Below are 18,152 nucleotides of genomic sequence, written 5' to 3'. Positions count from 1 at the left end.
ATAAGAATGAATTCTAAACTAAAACATTTTACTCGATTTGAGTCCAAAGAGTTGGGAGAGCAATTAATCCATTCAGCCTTGGAGTATAAGTTGGATCCCAAGAAAGATCATCAAAAAGGTGCTGGAAAAAGAATTGGCTGTATTTTTCTAAATCCCTCCCTACGCACACGTGTGAGTACACAGCTTGCTGCTCTTAATCTGGGCATGGAGCCTATCGTGCTCAATATGGACAAGGAAGGTTGGGCTTTGGAAATGCGTGATGGTGCAGTCATGAATAAGGGTACCGTCGAGCACATCAAAGATGCAGCTGCTGTTTTGGGGTCTTATTTTGATCTTTTGGCTATTAGGGCATTCCCAACCTTGACCCATCGTGATGAAGATATCAATGATTTTGCTTTTGGTCAATTTTTGAAATATTCCGGAAAACCGATTATCAGCTTGGAGTCGGCTATTCGTCATCCTTTGCAAAGTCTTGCCGATCAGATAACTATGAAGGAAATTTTTGCAGAGAAAAGAAAGCCTAAAGTTGTCCTGACATGGGCACCTCATATCAAGGCTATTCCTCATGCCGTGGCCAATAGCTTTGCAGAATGGACGCTGGGTATGGGACACGAACTTACCATCACGCATCCGGAAGGATATGAGTTGGATCAACGCTTTACAAAAGGGGCCACTATAGAAACCAATCAGGCCAAAGCGCTGGAAGAGGCAGATTTTGTATATGTGAAAAACTGGTCTTCCTTCAATGACTATGGTAAAATTCTATCCACTGATCCCTCTTGGATGCTTACTGAAGATAGCCTTTCTCATGCCCCAAAAGCCAAAGTTATGCATTGCCTTCCGGTAAGGAGGAATGTAGAACTATCCGACGAGATACTTGACGGTAACAGATCTCTGGTTCAAACTCAAGCTCAAAACAGAATATTTGCTGCCCAGTCAGTTATCAGTTATTTATTGGATTCCTGATTAAATCCTCCGAAAATGAAAATAAGTATCATAAAGATTGGCGGTAATGTAATCGACTTCCCCGAAAAGTTGGATGAATTTTTAGGTCAATTTTCAAAATTCCCAGGTAGTAAAATTCTTGTCCATGGAGGTGGAATTATGGCTTCCCGCTTTGGAGAATCCCTAGGAGTCATGCCTGAGATGGTAGATGGAAGACGCATCACCGACAAGGATACTTTGGATGTCGTAACGATGGTCTATGCAGGCCTAATCAATAAAAATATCGTGGCCAAGCTCCAAGCTTTACGGGTCAATGCAATCGGAATGACTGGTGCTGATGGTAATATTATTCGCTCTGTCAAGCGTCCTGTGAAAGGAATAGATTATGGATATGTAGGTGATATTGTTGAGGTTGATATAAAGTTGATCAAGCATTTTTTAAGTGGTGATCTTGTCCCTGTACTGAGTGCTCTTACCCATGACCAACAAGGACAACTTCTTAATACAAATGCCGACAGCATTGCTTCAGCTTTGGCTACTAGTCTAGCTAAGGAGCATGAAGTGAACTTGTATTATTGTTTTAATAAAAGTGGTGTCTTATTGGATGAAAAAAATGAAAGCTCCATTATCCCTCTGATCAATGAGGACATCTACGAAGAACTAAGACAAGAAAATGTGATTCACTCAGGGATGATTCCCAAATTGGACAATGCCTTTGAGGCGCTACAAAAAGGTGTCAATCATGTGTGGATAGGGAAAGCCGAAAACTTGTTGCTTTCGACAAAAGGCAAACTGTCAGGAACCATTATAGAACGAAACAGATACGACCTTTACTGATGTCTATTCAAGAAGCCCTTTTCCAAAAATCATTAAACCTACTCCAAGAACTCATAGCTGTCCCTTCATTTTCTAAAGAAGAAGAAGGAACAGCTTCTGTTTTAGAACGATTTTTTAATGAAAACAAGATAGATTTTCAACGTCAAGGGAATAATCTATGGGCTTTTGCTGCTGAATTTGACCAAGATAAGCCTACCCTTTGGCTCAACTCTCATCATGATACTGTCAAGCCCAATGCAGGCTATACCAAAGATCCATTTAATCCCCAAATTGAGAATCGAAAACTATTCGGTTTGGGTTCGAATGATGCAGGAGGTCCCCTTGTTTGCCTGATTGGGGCCTTTTTGTTTTTTCAGAAAAAGAACTTGCCTTTCAACCTATTGCTGATCGCCTCAGCAGAAGAAGAAATTTCTGGACAAGGAGGGATTTCTTCTTTGATTACAAAATTACCAAAGGCAAATCTTGCACTGGTCGGTGAACCTACCCTGATGAGAATGGCGGTGGCAGAAAAGGGGTTGATGGTTATTGACGCTCAGGCAAAAGGCAGGGCGGGGCATGCAGCACGCGAGGAAGGCATTAATGCCATTTACAAAGCCTTGGATGATTTGTCTAAAATAAGAGATTTTAAATTTAAGAAGGTGTCTGATTTTTTGGGGGCGAGTAAGGTCTCCGCGACCATCATTCAAGCAGGAAGCCAACACAATGTAGTGCCTGATACTTGTAATTTTACGCTTGACGTAAGAGTAACAGATGCCTACACGCTAGAAGAGGCTTTTGAAGAGCTGAAATCAAAGCTTTCTTCCGAACTAAAGCCCCGATCTATGCGGTTGCAATCTTCCCGAGTACCCGAGGAACATCCAATTCTGCAGGTAGCCAAAGATCTAGAAATCTCGCTTTTCGGTAGCCCTACCTTATCAGATCAGGCCTTAATCCCCTATCCTTCTGTGAAAATAGGTCCCGGTGACTCTGCCCGCTCTCACTCAGCCGATGAATTTATTTTTGTAGAAGAAATTAAATCAGGCTTAATCGGTTATATATCCATCATTGAAGCTTATTCTAAGCAAATCACCAACACGCAACCATGAAAATCTGGCAAAAAGCTACTGACAGTAGCAAAGAAGTTGAAAAATTCACCATAGGAAGAGATCCGGAGTTTGATTTGATTCTTGCGCCTTTTGATGTATTGGGTTCAATGGCTCATGCAAAAATGCTGTGTAAGATCGGACTTTTGACAGAGGAAGAGAATGCTCTTCTTCAAAAAGGGCTGAAGGAGATTTACATCGAAATAGAAAAAGGCTTATTTAAAATTGATGAGGGTATAGAAGACGTACATTCTCAGGTGGAATTTTTGCTCACTGAGCGATACGGGGAAGTTGGCAAAAAATTGCATTCTGGAAGAAGTAGAAATGATCAGGTTTTGGTGGATTTGAAACTCTACTATCGTGCTGCCATCAGAGAGCTGGTTCATGAAGTTGAAGCGCTTTTTGATCTTTTGATTCAATTATCAAAAACTCATCAAAATGATCTCATGCCTGGTTATACGCATACCCAGCTGGCCATGCCTTCTAGTTTTGGGCTTTGGTTTGGATCTTTTGCTGAGGGACTAAGTGAAGACTTGGGCTTGATGAAGGTAGCTTATGATCTCAGTAATAAAAATCCTTTGGGTTCAGCAGCAGGATACGGTTCGAGTTTTCCTTTAGATCGAACCTATACAACCGAACTTTTGGGTTTTATGGATTTACATCATAACGTCATCAATGCCCAAAATAGCAGAGGCAAAACCGAGCGAACTCTGTCATTTGCGCTCTCAGGAATAGCCGCTACACTTAATCGACTTTCGCAGGATTGCATTACGTTTATGAATCAGCATTTTGCATTCATTAGCTTTCCAGACGAACTTACTACTGGGTCGAGCATCATGCCTCATAAAAAGAACCCTGATGTTTTTGAACTGATTCGGGCCAAAACTAACCAAGTTCAGGGGGTTCCTAATTCTGTTGCACTTCTGCTGACGAATACTAGTACTGGCTATCATCGGGACCTTCAGCTTTTGAAGGAAGAGATTTTTCCTGCCATCGAAAATCTGAGTGATTCTATCCGTATGAGCACATTTATGCTAAAATCTATCCGTGTTAAAAAAGAAATTCTGTCAGATCAATTTTACAAGCATCTTTTTTCTGTTGAGGTGGTAAATCAGCTGGTTCTGAGTGGTGTTCCATTCAGAGATGCTTACAAACAGGTAGGCTTTGATATAGAGAATGGTACTTTTCAGCCTGATCAGAGTAAAATAAACCATACCCATGAGGGAAGTATTGGGAATCTTGGTTTGGATGAAATCAAAGGCAAATTTCAAAAAGCACTTTCTCAATTCTCCTTTCAATCGGTAGATAAGAAGCTCGAGCAATTGTTGAGATAGTTATATCTCCGATCATAGGAATAATTGAAGCTGTTTCATAAGAAAATCTTATTTTTGAAAAAGTAATCTCTTATAGAAACCCAAAAAGCCCTATGAAGACAAACCTTCTCGGAAGTAATCTCAAATATGATCTTAAAGCTAGTCTTGTAGTTTTTTTAGTTGCACTTCCGCTGTGTCTAGGAATAGCCATAGCCAGTGGTGCTCCTCCAATGTCAGGACTGATAGCAGGGATCATCGGAGGTATTGTAGTCGGTTCTCTTTCAGGTTCACATGTCAGTGTAAGTGGGCCGGCAGCAGGTTTGACCGTAATAGTCCTTGATGCGATTTCTTCTTTAGGGACTTTTGAGTTGTTTCTTGCGGCAGTGGTAGCTGCAGGTGTGATTCAAATCATTTTAGGCTTTTTAAGGGCGGGTGTTTTAGGTTATTATTTTCCGCATTCGGTCATCAAGGGAATGCTCACTGCAATAGGTCTTATCCTTATTCTTAAGCAAATTCCTCATGCATTAGGTTGGGATAAGGACCAAATGGGAGATTTAGCCTTCAGGCAAATGGACAATCAAAACACCTTTTCGGAAATTTGGTATGCTATCCAATATTTTAGTCCGGGTGCTATTCCTATTGTTTTGGTTTCCTTAGGCCTGATTTTGTTTTTTGAAAGGCCCAAAATCAAAAATCATCGTCTGCTTGGAGTCGTTCCTGGCGCTTTATGGGCGGTGATTTCGGGAATATTGATTAATCAATTTTATGGAATAATCAAGCCGGAATGGAAGCTAGATGAGGAGCACTTGGTGACAATCCCTGATGTAGATTCTCTGAGTGACCTGAGCACTTTGGTCACCTTTCCCAATTTTGGAATGATCACTACGCCAGAGTTTTGGGTAGTTGCTGTCACCATTGCAATCATCGCGAGTATAGAAACACTACTCAGCCTAGAAGCGGGTGATAAAATGGATCCTCAGCGAAGAATCTCCCCCGCTTCCAAAGAGCTTGTTGCCCAAGGTGTAGGCAATACAATTTCAGGACTGATTGGTGGCTTACCATTGACTGCTGTAATCGTAAGAACTTCAGCTAATGTCGCCTCAGGTGCTAAAACAAAGCTATCAGCCATTCTGCATGGAGTTTTGTTACTTGTTTTAGTGATTGGAATAGCCGAGGTTCTCAATCTGATTCCTTTAAGTTGTTTGGCAGCGGTGCTATTTGTAGTGGGATATAAATTGGCTAAGCCCAGTATTTTCATTCATGAATATCAAAAAGGGAAAAATCAATTTATCCCCTTTGTGGTGACAGTATTGGCTATTCTATTTACAGATTTATTGACAGGAATCGGGATCGGGATTGTTTTTGGGATCTTCTTTGTGATCAAGACCAATTATCAACAGTCTGTGATGGTCACCGAGCGAAATGGCAAATACTTAGTAAAACTTCAAAAAGACGTTTCTTTCCTGAATAAAGCGCCACTTATGCGTCAACTGAGTCAAATACCAAACGGAAGTTTTGTGATTTTGAATGCCAGTAAGGCCAAGTTTATCGATCATGATATCCAAGAACTGCTCAACGATTTTATCTCTACTTCTGAGGATAAAAAAATTAAAGTAGAATTAGAAGGTTTTAATTTTAATCTAAAAGAAACACTATGAATCAATACGAAAAGCTTTTATTACAGAATAAATCATGGTCAGAAGAAATGTCTGCCATGGATGAGAAGTTTTTTTCTCGACTAGCACATCAGCAAAAGCCAAAGTTTCTTTGGATTGGATGTTCAGATAGCCGCGTTCCTGCCAATGAAATTACAGGTACTGATCCAGGTGAGATTTTCGTTCATCGAAATATCGCCAACATGGTGGTACACACGGATTTGAACTTATTATCCGTTTTACAATACGCAGTCGAAGTACTTCAAGTTGAACACATTATTGTCTGTGGTCATTACGGTTGCGGTGGTGTAGAAGCGGCTATTTCTCACAATAACCTAGGTCTAATTAACAAATGGCTTAGAAATATCAAAGAAGTCTATCGTATCTATGAAGACGAGCTCGATAAGATTGAGGACCATGCCACCAAAGTAAATCGATTAGTCGAACTCAATGTACGAGAACAATGCACTGACTTACTTAAAACCTCCATTGTCCAAAAGGCATGGCTGGAACGTAAAGCTCCTCAGATCCATGGCTGGGTATATGGACTAGATAATGGTTTAATCAAAGAACTTTTGACCATTGAGCCGAATATTGAAAGTATCAATCCGATATTCCGATATGATGAAGATCAGTTGAAAAAATTACCCTAAATTTTAAATAAAGGTGTGTGAGATCGCTTTGATAATTCACACGCCTTTACTTTATTTGCAGTATCCTTTCACTTTTTAGTGCTAGGATTTATAAAGAAGAGGTGAGAGACAGGCTCTATGACCCTCTGGCAACCTGGAAAATCCAAGGTGCCAATTCCTGCCGTTTGAGAGGGTCTCAAATGGAACTATAAATTCTTTGCAAAATGAAAGTCAATCACTCCCCCATTTCCATCTCAAAACTAATGCAATCGCTACTTTGGACCTTTTGTCAAGGTTTAAAAGTAAAATGCTATTGCCTATTTTAGGGTCCTAGCGATCCATTATTATTTCTAAAACCCTTTAAACCCTATAAATTATGTCTACTAAATTAAGATTCGAAACACTTCAGCTTCATGCTGGACAAGCACCTGATCCTACCACCAATTCTAGAGCTGTACCGATCTATCAGACTACTTCCTACACCTTCAATTCTGCCGAACACGGAGCCAACCTTTTTGCTTTGAAGGAATTTGGGAATATTTACACCCGAATCATGAATCCCACCACGGATGTATTCGAAAAACGTATTGCTGCCCTCGAGGGGGGTGTGGCCGCTGTGGCTACTGCTTCAGGACAATCTGCCCAATTTCTTGCCCTTAACAACATCATCAGCGAAGGGGAGAATTTTGTGAGTTCATCCTTTCTTTATGGGGGTACTTACAATCAATTTAAAGTAGCTTTCAAGCGAATAGGAATTGAAGCACGATTTGCAAAAGGAAATCAACCTGAGGATTTTGAAAAACTAATCGATGAAAAGACAAAGGCGATTTACTTGGAAACGATAGGTAATCCTGAATTTAATATTCCTGATTTTGATGCTTTAGCTACTCTAGCCCAAAAACACGATTTACCACTGATCGTGGATAATACATTTGGTGCGGGTGGCTTTTTATTTAGGCCTATCGAGCATGGAGCAGCAGTGGTGACTTCCTCTGCTACCAAGTGGATCGGAGGTCATGGCACATCAGTAGGTGGCATTATTGTAGATTCTGGAAATTTCAACTGGGGAAATGGAAAATACCCTCAATTCTCTGAACCTTCAGAAGGTTATCATGGTCTCAATTTCTGGGAAGTTTTCGGTGAAGGCAATCCACTTGGACTACCTAATATTGCCTTTGCTATCAGAGCAAGAGTGGAAGGCCTGAGAGATTTTGGACCGGCCATCAGTCCTTTTAATTCTTTTATGCTTTTGCAAGGAGTGGAAACTCTTTCTCTTCGCGTTCAGCGAACTGTTGACAATGCCTTGGCGCTTGCAGAGTGGCTTGAAAACCACCCCAATGTTCAAAAAGTAAATTATCCTGGACTCAGTAGCTCTCCTTATAATTTGTTGGCAAAAAAATATCTCAAAAATGGTTTTGGCGGTGTATTGAGTTTTGAGTTAAAAGGGGATAAAGAAAAAACAAGTCAATTCATTAATAGCCTTGAACTGGTTTCACACCTAGCCAATGTAGGGGATGCCAAAACGCTCATCATTCAACCGTCAGCTACTACCCATCAGCAACTCAGTGAAGCTGAGCAGCTAGCTGCAGGGGTTACTCCTACCCTCTTGCGAGTTTCTTTGGGAATAGAGCATATAGAGGATATCAAGTCAGATTTTGAGCAAGCATTCAAAGCTATTTCCTAATTATTTTCAATGAATCTTCAAAGTCAATTCGCTTCAATTTCTATGTCTCAGCAAGTATTTAAGTCAGCCTTACCCTTGGTACTTGAGTCAGGTGAAGAGCTTCCAGAATTGGAAATTGCATTCACCACTATTGGCAGTTTAAATCCGGAAAAGAGCAATGTCATTTGGGTGGTACATGCTTTGACAGGTGATGCCAATGCCTCAGAATGGTGGAGTGGACTGATCGGTGAAGATAAATTTTATGACCCGGCAGATTATTTCATTATATGTGCAAATCTGCCGGGGTCTTGCTATGGATCCACGAGTCCTTTATCCAATAATCCCAAGACCGGAATTCCTTATTACTATGATTTCCCTCAGTTAACCCCTAGGGACTTGGCTTCCTGCTTGGAGCGATTAAGAAAGCATTTGGGGCTGGAAATGATTCACACACTCATTGGGGGGTCATTGGGTGGTCAGGTAGCTTTGGAATGGAGTGTTGAATTGGGCAAAAAGCTACAAAATGCTGTTATAGTGGCTTCCTCTGCCAAAACTTCCCCGTGGACGATTGGCTTTAATGAAACCCAGCGGATGGCCATAGAATCCGATTGTAGCTGGGGTGAACATTCAGAAACAGCCGGAAAAAAAGGCTTGGAGACTGCACGTGCCATCGCAATGCTCAGCTATAGACATCCTGCTGACCTAGCTAGAAAGCAAAAAGAAGTCGGAGAGAAATTAGATCATTTTAAAGCTTCTTCTTACCTACGGTATCAGGGGCAAAAATTGGCAAAGCGATTTAATGCCCTATCCTATTGGACGCTTTCTAAAGCAATGGACAGTCATGATGTCGGACGAGGTCGAGGTGGACTAAAAAAAGCCCTCAATCAAATAGAAGCTAAAGTATTGGCGATAGGAGTCAATACAGATCTATTGTTTTTGCCCGAAGAATCTCAACAAATCAGTGCAAATGTAGTTCGGGGAACCTATAAAGAAATCATCTCTCCGGCAGGACATGATGCCTTTCTGATCGAATATCAGCAACTAGCCTATTTACTCAAGTCTTTCTATTTAGAACAATCTTAAATCTATTTGCTTTAAAGACTGGTTTGTGTCCACTCTACTGTTCGCCCAATAAAAGAAAAGCCCAGATATCCCTTCACCTCTAGGGTATCTTCTCCCTTGAGTCGAATTTCACAGGAATAGGTATTCCCAGATTTGGGATCGTAAATGGCACCTCCTTTCCACATTCCCTTAGAAAAAGTAAGCTCCTCTAAAATGGTCAAGCCCATTAATGGTCTCTTTTGTAATTCATCATCGTCGTTTTCCAGATCTAAAGCAGGACTTCCATCAGGATTAGGCTCTTCTAGCCAAACAATCTTCCCTTGAAATTTTCCGTTTATTTTACTGATTTTTACTTTGGCAGTTTTCTCGGTATTGTACCAGATTCCTAAGATATCATCTGACGACTGGGCCAATAGCTGAAAAGAAGCCATTACCATAATTAAGGTAAAACCTGAAGCAATTTGTCGTAGTTTCATTACGGTATAGTTTCGAAAATTAAAATCATACTAGATTTGAAATTGTTTCTCAAATTAATCTTTTAAACACTTGAACCAAGTTCAAATAAACCATTTAGGTACGGATTTAACATTATTAAAAGAAAGAGCGCTTTATCTTGTCCAAACCAAAGTTCTCTTACTGTCTGACTTACATTTTGGTAAAGCAGCTCATTTTAGGAAGTCCGGCATTCCTATTCCCGAACCTATCCATGATAAAGATTTAGAAGTAATGAACAATCTTTTTTCTATCTATTTGCCAGAACAAGTATATTTTTTGGGAGATTTATTTCACAGTGACTGGAACAATCAATGGGAAATTCTCAATCAGTTTCTAAGCCAATTTCCAGAAATTAATTTTCATCTTGTGCAAGGTAATCATGATATACTAAGTAGTAGGTATTATCAAAGTTCAGCATTAAAATTTCACAAAAACCCGGTTAAACACCTTAACTTGATTTTTTCGCATGAGCCGCTCAGAGAGGTAGAAGAAGGTTTTTTGAATATTTGCGGGCATATTCACCCGGGAGTATTACTAAGAGGCCTAGCAAGACAATCTTTGCGAATTCCCTGTTTTTACTGGGATGAGCAGCAATTGATTTTACCTGCTTTTGGTAATTTTACAGGCTTGGCTCTAATGCAAAAAACTAGCACTTCAAAAATTTTTGGATTAACCTCAAAAAAAGTGATTCCCATCCTTTCCTAAGATTAGATTGGCAAAATCCTTGGGGTTGGTTAGCTTTGATGAGAATTTTGATAAGCTATGGCAAATTACCCTCGAAAGAAAAAACGGTTAGGGCATTTTAAGTTCGGTAGTGTACTATTCAGCACCACACTTTCTTTATTTATAGTAGGCCTCTTTGGAGTGATATTGATTCAAGCCAAAACCTTGACTTCTATGATTAGAGAAAATGTAGAAGTGCAATTATTTTTGGATAAAAATCTAAGCGATGTTGAATTGCAGCAACTTAAAGACAATTTGTCGAGTCGACCCTTTATCCTACAAAAAGCAGACACCCTAAGTCTTCGATTTATCAGCAATGCAGAGGCTGCTTCCGCTTTTATAGAAAGTACAGGAGAAGATTTCACCAAGTTTCTAGAGGATAATCCTCTGCGAGATAGTTTTGTGTTGACGGTCTCTGAGGAATTTCAAACTGCTGAGCAACTTGAGGCTATTGCTCAGGAATTGGAAACTATTCCAGGAGTTTTTGAGGTCTCCTATATGACGGATTTGGTAGATTCTATCAATAAAAATCTCCTTAAGGTAAGTTTGGTGATGGGAGGATTTATACTAATTCTGATTATTACGGTGATTATGTTAATCAATAATACCATCCGGCTAGCCTTATTTTCTCAGCGGTTTCTGATTCGATCCATGCAGCTTGTCGGTGCTACACGTGGTTTTATCCGCAAACCTTTTCTTCTACGGTCATGGATATTTGGGATGTTGGCAGGCTTGATGGCTTCGGCAGTACTTTTTATCATCATTACTTATACCCAATCCGCTATCGAAGGCTTTGCCTTGCTGCAAAATCAAGAACTACTCCTTGTGCTTTTCGTTTCTTTAATTGTAGTAGGAGGTTTTCTATCTTTACTAAGCACCTTGAGAGCTGTAAATAAATATTTGAATATGTCACTTGACGAACTATACTAACTATGAGTAAATCTTCTTTCCCCTTTTCTCGAAAAAATTATAAATTGATGTTTATAGGAATAGGCCTAATCGTTTTGGGATTTGTCCTGATCGGCTTAGACCCGGAACCACACGGAAACGGGGTTTTGGGATTGACTATAGGGCCTATCGTTACTTTGTCGGGATTCATTTTTGAGTTTTATGCGATTTTTGCAAAAACAGAAAACAACGTCTGAAGCCAATTATTCATATCATGCAATCAGAGCCCTATGGTGAATTCTTTTTGGTCAATAAGCCGCTAGAATGGACTTCATTTGATGTTGTAAAAAAAATCCGAAATGCCCTCAAAATCAAAAAGGTAGGCCATGCGGGCACACTTGATCCTTTGGCTACAGGTCTACTAATTATCTGTGCAGGCCGTATGACCAAACAGATAGATAATTTTATGGGTCAGGAAAAAGAGTACACCGGAACCTTCAAAATCGGCGAAACTACAGAATCCTTTGACCTAGAACAACCCATTCAATTTGTGGCTGATGCCTCGCATATCACCAAAAATCAAGTTGAAGAGTCGATCCAAAAGTTAACAGGTGAAATTCAACAAATTCCTCCCATGCACTCAGCTATTAAAGTGGATGGAAAACGCGTCTACGAATCAGCAAGAGCTGGAAAATCCGTAATAATGGAGCCTAGGACGGTTTACGTTCGTGAATTTGAATTGACACATTTTAAAGACAATGAAATAGGGTTTCGGATTTCTTGCTCCAAGGGGACTTATATCCGTAGTCTTGCTAGAGATTTAGGAGAAATCTTAGGTGTTGGGGCTTATATGAGTAGTCTCTGCCGAACTAGAATTGGGGAGCATTTACTTTCTGATGCCAAAGAGCTCACCTCATTGATCGAAGAAATTAAAGCCAGAAAAACCGATGAAAATTTATGAAGGTCTTCAGGACTTTGCACCTATTCCAAACCCTGTAGTCACAAGCGGAACTTTTGACGGGGTACATCTTGGCCATCAAAAAATTTTACTTCGACTCAAAGAGTTGGCTAAGCTTCAGGGAGGGGAAACCGTACTGATCACTTTTTGGCCGCATCCCAGATTAGTTCTGTATCCCAAGGAGCATAAGCTCAGGTTGCTTTCCACTTTTGAAGAAAAAGCCAAATTACTTCGGCAATTCGGGGTCGATCATTTGATTTCTATTCCCTTTACCAAGGAGTTTTCACAGCTCAGTTCCGAGGAATTTATCCAAAAAATACTCGTTGATAAAATAGGTACCAAAAGATTGGTCATCGGATACGATCACCGTTTTGGTAAAAACCGGGAAGGCAGTTTTGAATACCTTCAAAACCACAGCGATCAATTTGGGTTTGAACTTGAAGAAATCAGCCGCCAAGATGTCGATGCTATAGGTGTATCAAGTACTAAAATCAGAAAAGCCCTAGAATCCGGAGAGGTCATTACTGCAAATCAATATCTTGGAAGACCCTACGAGCTAAATGGTATAGTGATCAAAGGTCAGCAAATAGGGAGGTCGATTGGATTTCCTACTGCTAATATCCATATCCCTAATGACTACAAACTCATCCCTAAAGATGGTGTTTATGCCGTGAGGGCTTTGGTAGCAGGGAAAATACACAATGCCATGCTAAATATAGGCAATCGACCTACTGTGGATGGAAACAAACAAACAGTAGAGGCGCACCTATTTGATTTCAAAGGTGATTTGTATGACCAGCAAATCACGATTTACTTGGAGTCCTATTTGAGAGAAGAGCAAAAATTTGAGAACTTAGAGGGGCTCAAAGCACAACTGATTATCGATCAAGAAGAAGCAAAATCACAACTATAAACCCAATATAATGATAAATAAAACTGTAAAAAATGCCCATGAGGCGGTTGCAGATATACCGACCGGGGCTTTTTTGATGATGGGAGGCTTTGGACTTTCTGGTATTCCGGAAAACTGCATTTCTGCATTGCTAGAACGGCCCATCGATAACCTTACCATCGTATCCAATAATGCTGGAGTCGATGACTTTGGAATAGGTCTTTTGCTTAAAAAGAAAATGGTCAAGAAAATGATCTCTAGCTATGTAGGGGAAAATGCTGAGTTTGAGAGGCAATTGCTAAGTGGAGAGTTAGAGGTAGATCTTATTCCACAGGGTACCTTGGCGGAGCGTGTGAGAGCGGGAGGAGCTGGGATTCCTGCATTTTTCACTCCTGCAGGAGTGGGTACAGAGGTGGCCGAAGGTAAAGAAATAAGAGAATTTGAGGGCAAAAAGTACCTTTTAGAATCTTGGCTTAAAGCTGATTTTTCCTTGGTAAAAGCTTGGAAAGGTGACACTGCAGGAAATCTCATTTTTAAAGGGACAGCCCGAAACTTCAACCCGATGATGGCTGCTGCCGGTAAAATCTGCATCGCCGAGGTGGAAGAATTGGTTCCGGCAGGTGAATTGGACCCCAATCAAATACATACGCCGGGGATTTATGTGCAGCGGATCTTTCAAGGGAAAGATTATGAAAAACGTATAGAGCAGCGTACCATCACAAAATGATTTTTTCACTTTAAAATAAACCCAAATGTTAACGAAAGAACAAATAGCCCAAAGGATAGCCAAGGAGGTTCAAAACGGTCAATACATCAATTTGGGAATCGGTATTCCCACCTTAGTGGCAAATTATATTCCTGATGAATTGGAAATAGTCCTTCAGTCAGAAAATGGTCTTCTTGGGATCGGTCCATTTCCTAAAGAGGAGGACATTGATCCGGATTTGATCAATGCTGGTAAGCAGACTATCACCATGACCAAAGGCTCTGCCCTTTTTAACTCGGCAGAGTCCTTTGCAATGATAAGAGGTGGACATGTGCATTTAACCATTTTGGGTGCCATGGAAGTATCGGAAAATGGAGATATTGCCAATTGGAAAATTCCCGGCAAAATGGTTAAAGGCATGGGAGGTGCCATGGATTTGGTAGCATCAGCAGACAATATTATTGTTGCGATGCAACACTGCTCTCGTGATGGGTCTTCCAAATTACTCCCCTCCTGTTCTTTACCGATTACAGGAATCAGATGTGTTAAAAAAATAGTCACCGATTTGGCGGTCTTGGAAATAGACCCGAAAGGAGGCTTTATTTTAAAAGAAAGAGCTCCTGAAGTAAGTGTGGAAGAAATCCGAGAAAAAACGGCAGGAAAACTTATCATTTCAGGAGAAATTCCCGAAATGCAATTCTAAAGTGCGATAAAGGAACTGAGTAACCTGAATCTGGGTTACCATCAAAATTTTCAAAAATGAAAGATTCAGAAATCAAATTCAAAATCAATCTAGACGATAGTAATCTCCCAAAATCCATCACTTGGGATGCCACAGACAAGGAAGCTGATGGGTATGAAAGTACCAAAAGCATCAGTTTGAATGTTTGGGATAATTTAAATCAAAGCACCCTTAGAATCGACCTATGGACAGACGAAATGTCCGTAGCGGAAATGAAGCGATTCTACATCGATGTCATCGGAGGAATGGCTCAAACAATCCTCAACAGTACGGGCGATGAATACATGTCGGAAGAAATGAAAGAACTTTGCGATAGACTGGTAAGTCATGTAAACGAAGAAAACGCCAAATCTTAAGAATAATTTTCATCAAAAAAGGAAGTCTGATTTTATTGGACTTCCTTTTTTTATGACCAAAAGTGGCCTTTTATTTTTAGGAATCCTTAATAATTAATTGCCTTAGCTTAATAATTTTTAAAAAAATGTAATAATTGTTTAATAGTTTTCAGGATGTGGGCTTCAGTTTCCATTCTTGGCTGTAAAGTAGGCCGATTTTCTCTCAAGGATTTTTTTTAAAAAGGCCTTGTTTAATCAAATTTTACAATAAATTTCGTCATATATACAGGATCACCCTAGTTTCTGTATTTACCAATTTACTTAATTACCAAAATAGCCTATGAGAACATTTACTCAAAAAATGCAAGGCTTAGTGTTAACACTAACTTTGCTGGTTTCCCTGGGGCTAGGAGGTGCCTTTGCGCAATCCTCTTCCATCTCAGGAACCGTAATCGATGCTGATACCAAGGAAACCCTGGTAGGTGTCAACATTATAGTCAAAGGCAGAGTGATTGGAACAATTACCGATTTAGACGGTAACTTCTCACTTAATGTCAATCAAGCCCCTCCTTTTACATTGGTTTTTTCAATGGTTGGATTTGCGGCAATAGAAGTGGAAATCACCAATGCCAACACTTCTAATCTAAAAGTGGAATTGGCCGAGCAAACCATGTTGGGTCAGGAGGTGGTAATTTCTGCATCAAGAGTTGAGGAAAACATCCTTCAATCCCCTGTTTCGATCGAAAAGATGGATATACTAGCGATTCGAGACACTCCCTCTGATACGTATTACAAAGCGATCGGAAATCTCAAGGGGGTAGATGTGACAAGTTCTTCTATCAATTTCCAGATCATCAATGCAAGGGGTTTTAATTCCACAGGAAATACCCGATTCGTTCAGTTGACTGACGGAATGGATACACAGGCACCTGCGCTAAACTTCCCAATTGGAAATCTTAACGGTCCTTCAGAGCTTGACGTAGAAAGTGTGGAGTTTATTCCTGGTGCGGCTTCTGCACTTTATGGTCCTAATGCCTTCAATGGTATTTTATTGGTTAACAGCAAAAGTCCATTCGAATATCAAGGCTTGAGTGCTTTCTACAAACAAGGTGTCAATCACTTCGCGGGTAGACCAGGTGAACCTACTAATCCGCAGCCCATGTATGAGGGCTCCATTCGTTATGCGAAGGCCTTCAACAACAAATTTGCCTTCAAAATTAATGCTTCTTACATGGAGGCTTTGGATTGGCATGGCACAGATCAGACTGATCTTGGGGGATTAAATCAAGGAGACCTTAGCTTCAATCCTGGATCCAACCGCGTACACGTTTTCGGAGATGAGGTATCTAATAATATCGGTCTGCTGAGAAATGTGGCTGGTATTCAGCAGATTTTTGGTGCAGGAGCTAATTCATTGCCTGATCAAATCGTCTCAAGAACAGGGTATGATGAGCGATTCTTGGTAGATTATAATGCCAAAAACCTCAAATTAAATGGTGCATTACATTATAGAATCAATGACCGCTCTGAGCTATCGTATACCATGAACTATGGCTCGGGTACTTCGGTATATACTGGAGCGCAACGCTATTCTTTAGCTAATTTTTCTATCATTCAGCACAAATTGGAATTGAAAGGGGCTAATTACTTCCTAAGAGCTTACACCACTATTGAAAATTCTGGAGATTCTTACATAGCTGACTTGACGGGTGTGGCCATTAATGATCGATGGAAATCGAACACAGATTGGTTTGGTCAATATGCCGGTGCTTACCTGCAAAACCTTTTCGGTCAAGGTGTCACTCCAGGACAATTAGGAAGTCCTGCTCAGCAAGCCCTTGCACATCAATTTGCTCGCGGAGCTGCTGACCAAGGAAGATTGATACCTGGAACGCCAGAGTTTGAAGCTGCAAAATCAGCTGTAAGAGGTGAGGTAATTCCCAATGGTTCGCTTTTCAATGATCAGTCTAGAATGAATATGGTAGAAGGCCAATACAATTTCAGTGATGAAATTGATTTTATGGACTTACAGGTCGGAGGCTCCTATAGAGTATATGATTTAAGATCCAACGGAACCATTTTCGCCGATGTAGAAGGAAATGATATCACCATCCAAGAGGTCGGTGCATTTGCTCAAGCTTCTAAAAAGGTAATCCAAGATAAATTGAAATTGACGGGATCTTTGAGATATGATAAAAATGAAAATTTCCAAGGACAGTTTAGCCCGCGACTTTCAGGTGTGTTTACTCAAGGAAACAACAACATCAGATTATCCTATCAGACTGGTTTCCGTAACCCTACAACTCAGGGACAGCACATTGATCTGAATGTGGTTTCTGCTCGTCTGATCGGTGGACTGCCCTTCTACAGAGAAAAATATGATATCTACGAAAATGCTTACACCTTAAGCTCAGTAAATAGATATGTAGCAGCGGTAGGTTCTGGTTTGTCTCCAGTCGATCCTAGAGCCACAGGATTGCTAGAAAGAGCCACTCCGGATTTGATTCCCGAACTGAGACCAGAGCGTGTTCAGTCTGTTGAGATTGGTTACAAAAGTTTGTTGAGCAATAATAAGTTATTGGTTGACTTTGCTTATTACTACAATATCTACAATGACTTTATTTCGCAAACAGCGGTTCGAAAAGCTCCGGGACCAGTTTTCCCAGGTGCAATGCCAAATACGGACGAGGGAGCAATTACTGCAATCAACGCTCCTACCCTTCTGACACCAATCACCACTCCTGGTCAGGAAAATACCTTCCAAACCTACACCAACATCGTGGGGCAGGAAGTTCGTGCTCATGGTGCCGCCTTGGGATTAACTTATAATCTGCCTAAAAACTTCACTTTGGGTGGTAACTATAACTTCAACCGTTTGATTTCTGACATTAGTGAAGACTTCTTGAATGATTTCAATACACCGGAGCATAAGACCAACATTACTTTTGGAAATAGAAAGCTGACAGATAAAATCGGATTTGGAATCACTTACAGGTATCAAAGTGGATTCAGATGGGAGTCTACTTTCGCCCAAGGAGATGTCCCTGAGATCCATACATTTGATGGACAGATCAGCTACAAAATGAAGGAATTGAAATCTATCATTAAAATCGGTGGATCAAATCTTTTCAATAATCGCTATTTCCAAAATTTCGGTGGACCTACAATAGGAGCGATTTACTACGTTTCCATCACATTTGATGAGTTGTTGAACTAATAATCGG

General features: G+C 40.4%; 18 protein-coding genes and 1 riboswitch. Of the genes, 17 read left to right on the top strand and 1 reads right to left on the bottom strand.

Annotated elements, in window-relative coordinates; all coding sequences use genetic code 11:
• Positions 1–6: 6 nt before the first annotated feature.
• The 8 genes from BLQ57_RS04675 (at position 7) to BLQ57_RS04640 (ending at position 9,210) form a co-directional block, all read left to right on the top strand.
• Positions 7–966, top strand: a complete 960-nt coding sequence (locus BLQ57_RS04675; RefSeq protein ID WP_087938160.1) for a Rossmann-fold NAD(P)-binding domain-containing protein — start codon at positions 7–9, stop codon at positions 964–966.
• Positions 967–981: 15 nt separating this feature from the next.
• Entirely contained in the window at positions 982–1,782 is an 801-nt protein-coding gene (argB, locus tag BLQ57_RS04670; RefSeq protein WP_087938161.1) for an acetylglutamate kinase, read from the top strand.
• Positions 1,782–2,867: a M20 family metallo-hydrolase gene (locus tag BLQ57_RS04665; protein ID WP_087938162.1), complete on the top strand. Its 1,086-nt coding sequence runs from the start codon at positions 1,782–1,784 to the stop codon at positions 2,865–2,867. Before argB ends, BLQ57_RS04665 begins: the two co-directional genes overlap by 1 nt.
• Entirely contained in the window at positions 2,864–4,198 is a 1,335-nt protein-coding gene (argH, locus tag BLQ57_RS04660) for an argininosuccinate lyase (protein ID WP_087938163.1), read from the top strand. Before BLQ57_RS04665 ends, argH begins: the two co-directional genes overlap by 4 nt.
• A 92-nt stretch (positions 4,199–4,290) precedes the next feature.
• Positions 4,291–5,835 (top strand): SulP family inorganic anion transporter, encoded by a 1,545-nt coding sequence (locus tag BLQ57_RS04655; protein ID WP_087938164.1) that lies wholly within the window; start codon positions 4,291–4,293, stop codon positions 5,833–5,835.
• Positions 5,832–6,485, top strand: a complete 654-nt coding sequence (locus tag BLQ57_RS04650) for a carbonic anhydrase (protein WP_087938165.1) — start codon at positions 5,832–5,834, stop codon at positions 6,483–6,485. The genes BLQ57_RS04655 and BLQ57_RS04650 overlap by 4 nt, the downstream gene beginning before the upstream one ends.
• An 85-nt stretch (positions 6,486–6,570) precedes the next feature.
• Positions 6,571–6,679: riboswitch (SAM riboswitch) on the top strand.
• A gap of 161 nt (positions 6,680–6,840) precedes the next feature.
• Positions 6,841–8,148: an O-acetylhomoserine aminocarboxypropyltransferase/cysteine synthase family protein gene (locus tag BLQ57_RS04645; protein ID WP_087938166.1), complete on the top strand. Its 1,308-nt coding sequence runs from the start codon at positions 6,841–6,843 to the stop codon at positions 8,146–8,148.
• Between the two features lie 9 nt (positions 8,149–8,157).
• Positions 8,158–9,210 carry a homoserine O-acetyltransferase family protein gene (locus BLQ57_RS04640; protein WP_087938167.1) on the top strand — a complete coding sequence of 351 codons (1,053 nt, stop codon included), beginning with the start codon at positions 8,158–8,160 and terminating at the stop codon, positions 9,208–9,210.
• An 11-nt stretch (positions 9,211–9,221) separates the two neighbouring features.
• Here the strand turns inward: BLQ57_RS04640 and BLQ57_RS04635 are convergent, their stop codons facing one another.
• Entirely contained in the window at positions 9,222–9,665 is a 444-nt protein-coding gene (locus tag BLQ57_RS04635; RefSeq protein WP_240507736.1) for a DUF2147 domain-containing protein, read from the bottom strand.
• Positions 9,666–9,735: 70 nt separating this feature from the next.
• Here BLQ57_RS04635 and pdeM point away from each other — a divergent pair, with 70 nt between their 5' ends.
• The 9 genes from pdeM (at position 9,736) to BLQ57_RS04590 (ending at position 18,145) form a co-directional block, all read left to right on the top strand.
• Entirely contained in the window at positions 9,736–10,389 is a 654-nt protein-coding gene (gene pdeM, locus BLQ57_RS04630; protein WP_087938168.1) for a ligase-associated DNA damage response endonuclease PdeM, read from the top strand.
• A 57-nt stretch (positions 10,390–10,446) separates the two neighbouring features.
• Positions 10,447–11,337 carry a cell division protein FtsX gene (locus BLQ57_RS04625; RefSeq protein ID WP_087938169.1) on the top strand — a complete coding sequence of 297 codons (891 nt, stop codon included), beginning with the start codon at positions 10,447–10,449 and terminating at the stop codon, positions 11,335–11,337.
• 2 nt (positions 11,338–11,339) lie between these two features.
• Positions 11,340–11,552 (top strand): DUF3098 domain-containing protein, encoded by a 213-nt coding sequence (locus BLQ57_RS04620; RefSeq protein WP_087938170.1) that lies wholly within the window; start codon positions 11,340–11,342, stop codon positions 11,550–11,552.
• A 17-nt stretch (positions 11,553–11,569) separates the two neighbouring features.
• Positions 11,570–12,256, top strand: coding sequence for a tRNA pseudouridine(55) synthase TruB (gene truB, locus BLQ57_RS04615; protein WP_087938171.1), 687 nt, complete (start codon positions 11,570–11,572; stop codon positions 12,254–12,256).
• Positions 12,243–13,166 carry a bifunctional riboflavin kinase/FAD synthetase gene (locus BLQ57_RS04610; protein ID WP_087938172.1) on the top strand — a complete coding sequence of 308 codons (924 nt, stop codon included), beginning with the start codon at positions 12,243–12,245 and terminating at the stop codon, positions 13,164–13,166. Before truB ends, BLQ57_RS04610 begins: the two co-directional genes overlap by 14 nt.
• 10 nt (positions 13,167–13,176) lie before the next feature.
• Complete coding sequence (locus BLQ57_RS04605; RefSeq protein ID WP_087938173.1) at positions 13,177–13,872, top strand: CoA transferase subunit A; 696 nt, start codon at positions 13,177–13,179, stop codon at positions 13,870–13,872.
• A 25-nt stretch (positions 13,873–13,897) separates the two neighbouring features.
• Positions 13,898–14,554: a 3-oxoacid CoA-transferase subunit B gene (locus BLQ57_RS04600; RefSeq protein ID WP_087938174.1), complete on the top strand. Its 657-nt coding sequence runs from the start codon at positions 13,898–13,900 to the stop codon at positions 14,552–14,554.
• Between the two features lie 56 nt (positions 14,555–14,610).
• Positions 14,611–14,949, top strand: a complete 339-nt coding sequence (gldC, locus tag BLQ57_RS04595) for a gliding motility protein GldC (protein ID WP_087938175.1) — start codon at positions 14,611–14,613, stop codon at positions 14,947–14,949.
• Between the two features lie 319 nt (positions 14,950–15,268).
• Complete coding sequence (locus tag BLQ57_RS04590; protein ID WP_087938176.1) at positions 15,269–18,145, top strand: TonB-dependent receptor; 2,877 nt, start codon at positions 15,269–15,271, stop codon at positions 18,143–18,145.
• The last annotated feature ends 7 nt before the right edge of the window (positions 18,146–18,152 follow it).

Origin of the sequence: Algoriphagus faecimaris, from assembly GCF_900101705.1 — a bacterium.
Taxonomy (GTDB): domain Bacteria; phylum Bacteroidota; class Bacteroidia; order Cytophagales; family Cyclobacteriaceae; genus Algoriphagus; species Algoriphagus faecimaris.
This window is presented reverse-complemented; position numbering and strand designations above follow the sequence as displayed.

Coding starts and splice junctions, on each gene's coding strand:
- argB (WP_087938161.1), top strand. CDS start 982: ATGAAAATAAGTATCATAAAGATTGGCGGTAATGTAATCGACTTCCCC.
- BLQ57_RS04650 (WP_087938165.1), top strand. CDS start 5,832: ATGAATCAATACGAAAAGCTTTTATTACAGAATAAATCATGGTCAGAA.
- BLQ57_RS04645 (WP_087938166.1), top strand. CDS start 6,841: ATGTCTACTAAATTAAGATTCGAAACACTTCAGCTTCATGCTGGACAA.
- BLQ57_RS04600 (WP_087938174.1), top strand. CDS start 13,898: ATGTTAACGAAAGAACAAATAGCCCAAAGGATAGCCAAGGAGGTTCAA.
- BLQ57_RS04640 (WP_087938167.1), top strand. CDS start 8,158: ATGAATCTTCAAAGTCAATTCGCTTCAATTTCTATGTCTCAGCAAGTA.
- BLQ57_RS04675 (WP_087938160.1), top strand. CDS start 7: ATGAATTCTAAACTAAAACATTTTACTCGATTTGAGTCCAAAGAGTTG.
- BLQ57_RS04605 (WP_087938173.1), top strand. CDS start 13,177: ATGATAAATAAAACTGTAAAAAATGCCCATGAGGCGGTTGCAGATATA.
- BLQ57_RS04655 (WP_087938164.1), top strand. CDS start 4,291: ATGAAGACAAACCTTCTCGGAAGTAATCTCAAATATGATCTTAAAGCT.
- BLQ57_RS04590 (WP_087938176.1), top strand. CDS start 15,269: ATGAGAACATTTACTCAAAAAATGCAAGGCTTAGTGTTAACACTAACT.
- BLQ57_RS04665 (WP_087938162.1), top strand. CDS start 1,782: ATGTCTATTCAAGAAGCCCTTTTCCAAAAATCATTAAACCTACTCCAA.
- BLQ57_RS04625 (WP_087938169.1), top strand. CDS start 10,447: ATGGCAAATTACCCTCGAAAGAAAAAACGGTTAGGGCATTTTAAGTTC.
- BLQ57_RS04610 (WP_087938172.1), top strand. CDS start 12,243: ATGAAAATTTATGAAGGTCTTCAGGACTTTGCACCTATTCCAAACCCT.
- argH (WP_087938163.1), top strand. CDS start 2,864: ATGAAAATCTGGCAAAAAGCTACTGACAGTAGCAAAGAAGTTGAAAAA.
- BLQ57_RS04635 (WP_240507736.1), bottom strand. CDS start 9,665: ATGAAACTACGACAAATTGCTTCAGGTTTTACCTTAATTATGGTAATG.
- gldC (WP_087938175.1), top strand. CDS start 14,611: ATGAAAGATTCAGAAATCAAATTCAAAATCAATCTAGACGATAGTAAT.
- truB (WP_087938171.1), top strand. CDS start 11,570: ATGCAATCAGAGCCCTATGGTGAATTCTTTTTGGTCAATAAGCCGCTA.
- BLQ57_RS04620 (WP_087938170.1), top strand. CDS start 11,340: ATGAGTAAATCTTCTTTCCCCTTTTCTCGAAAAAATTATAAATTGATG.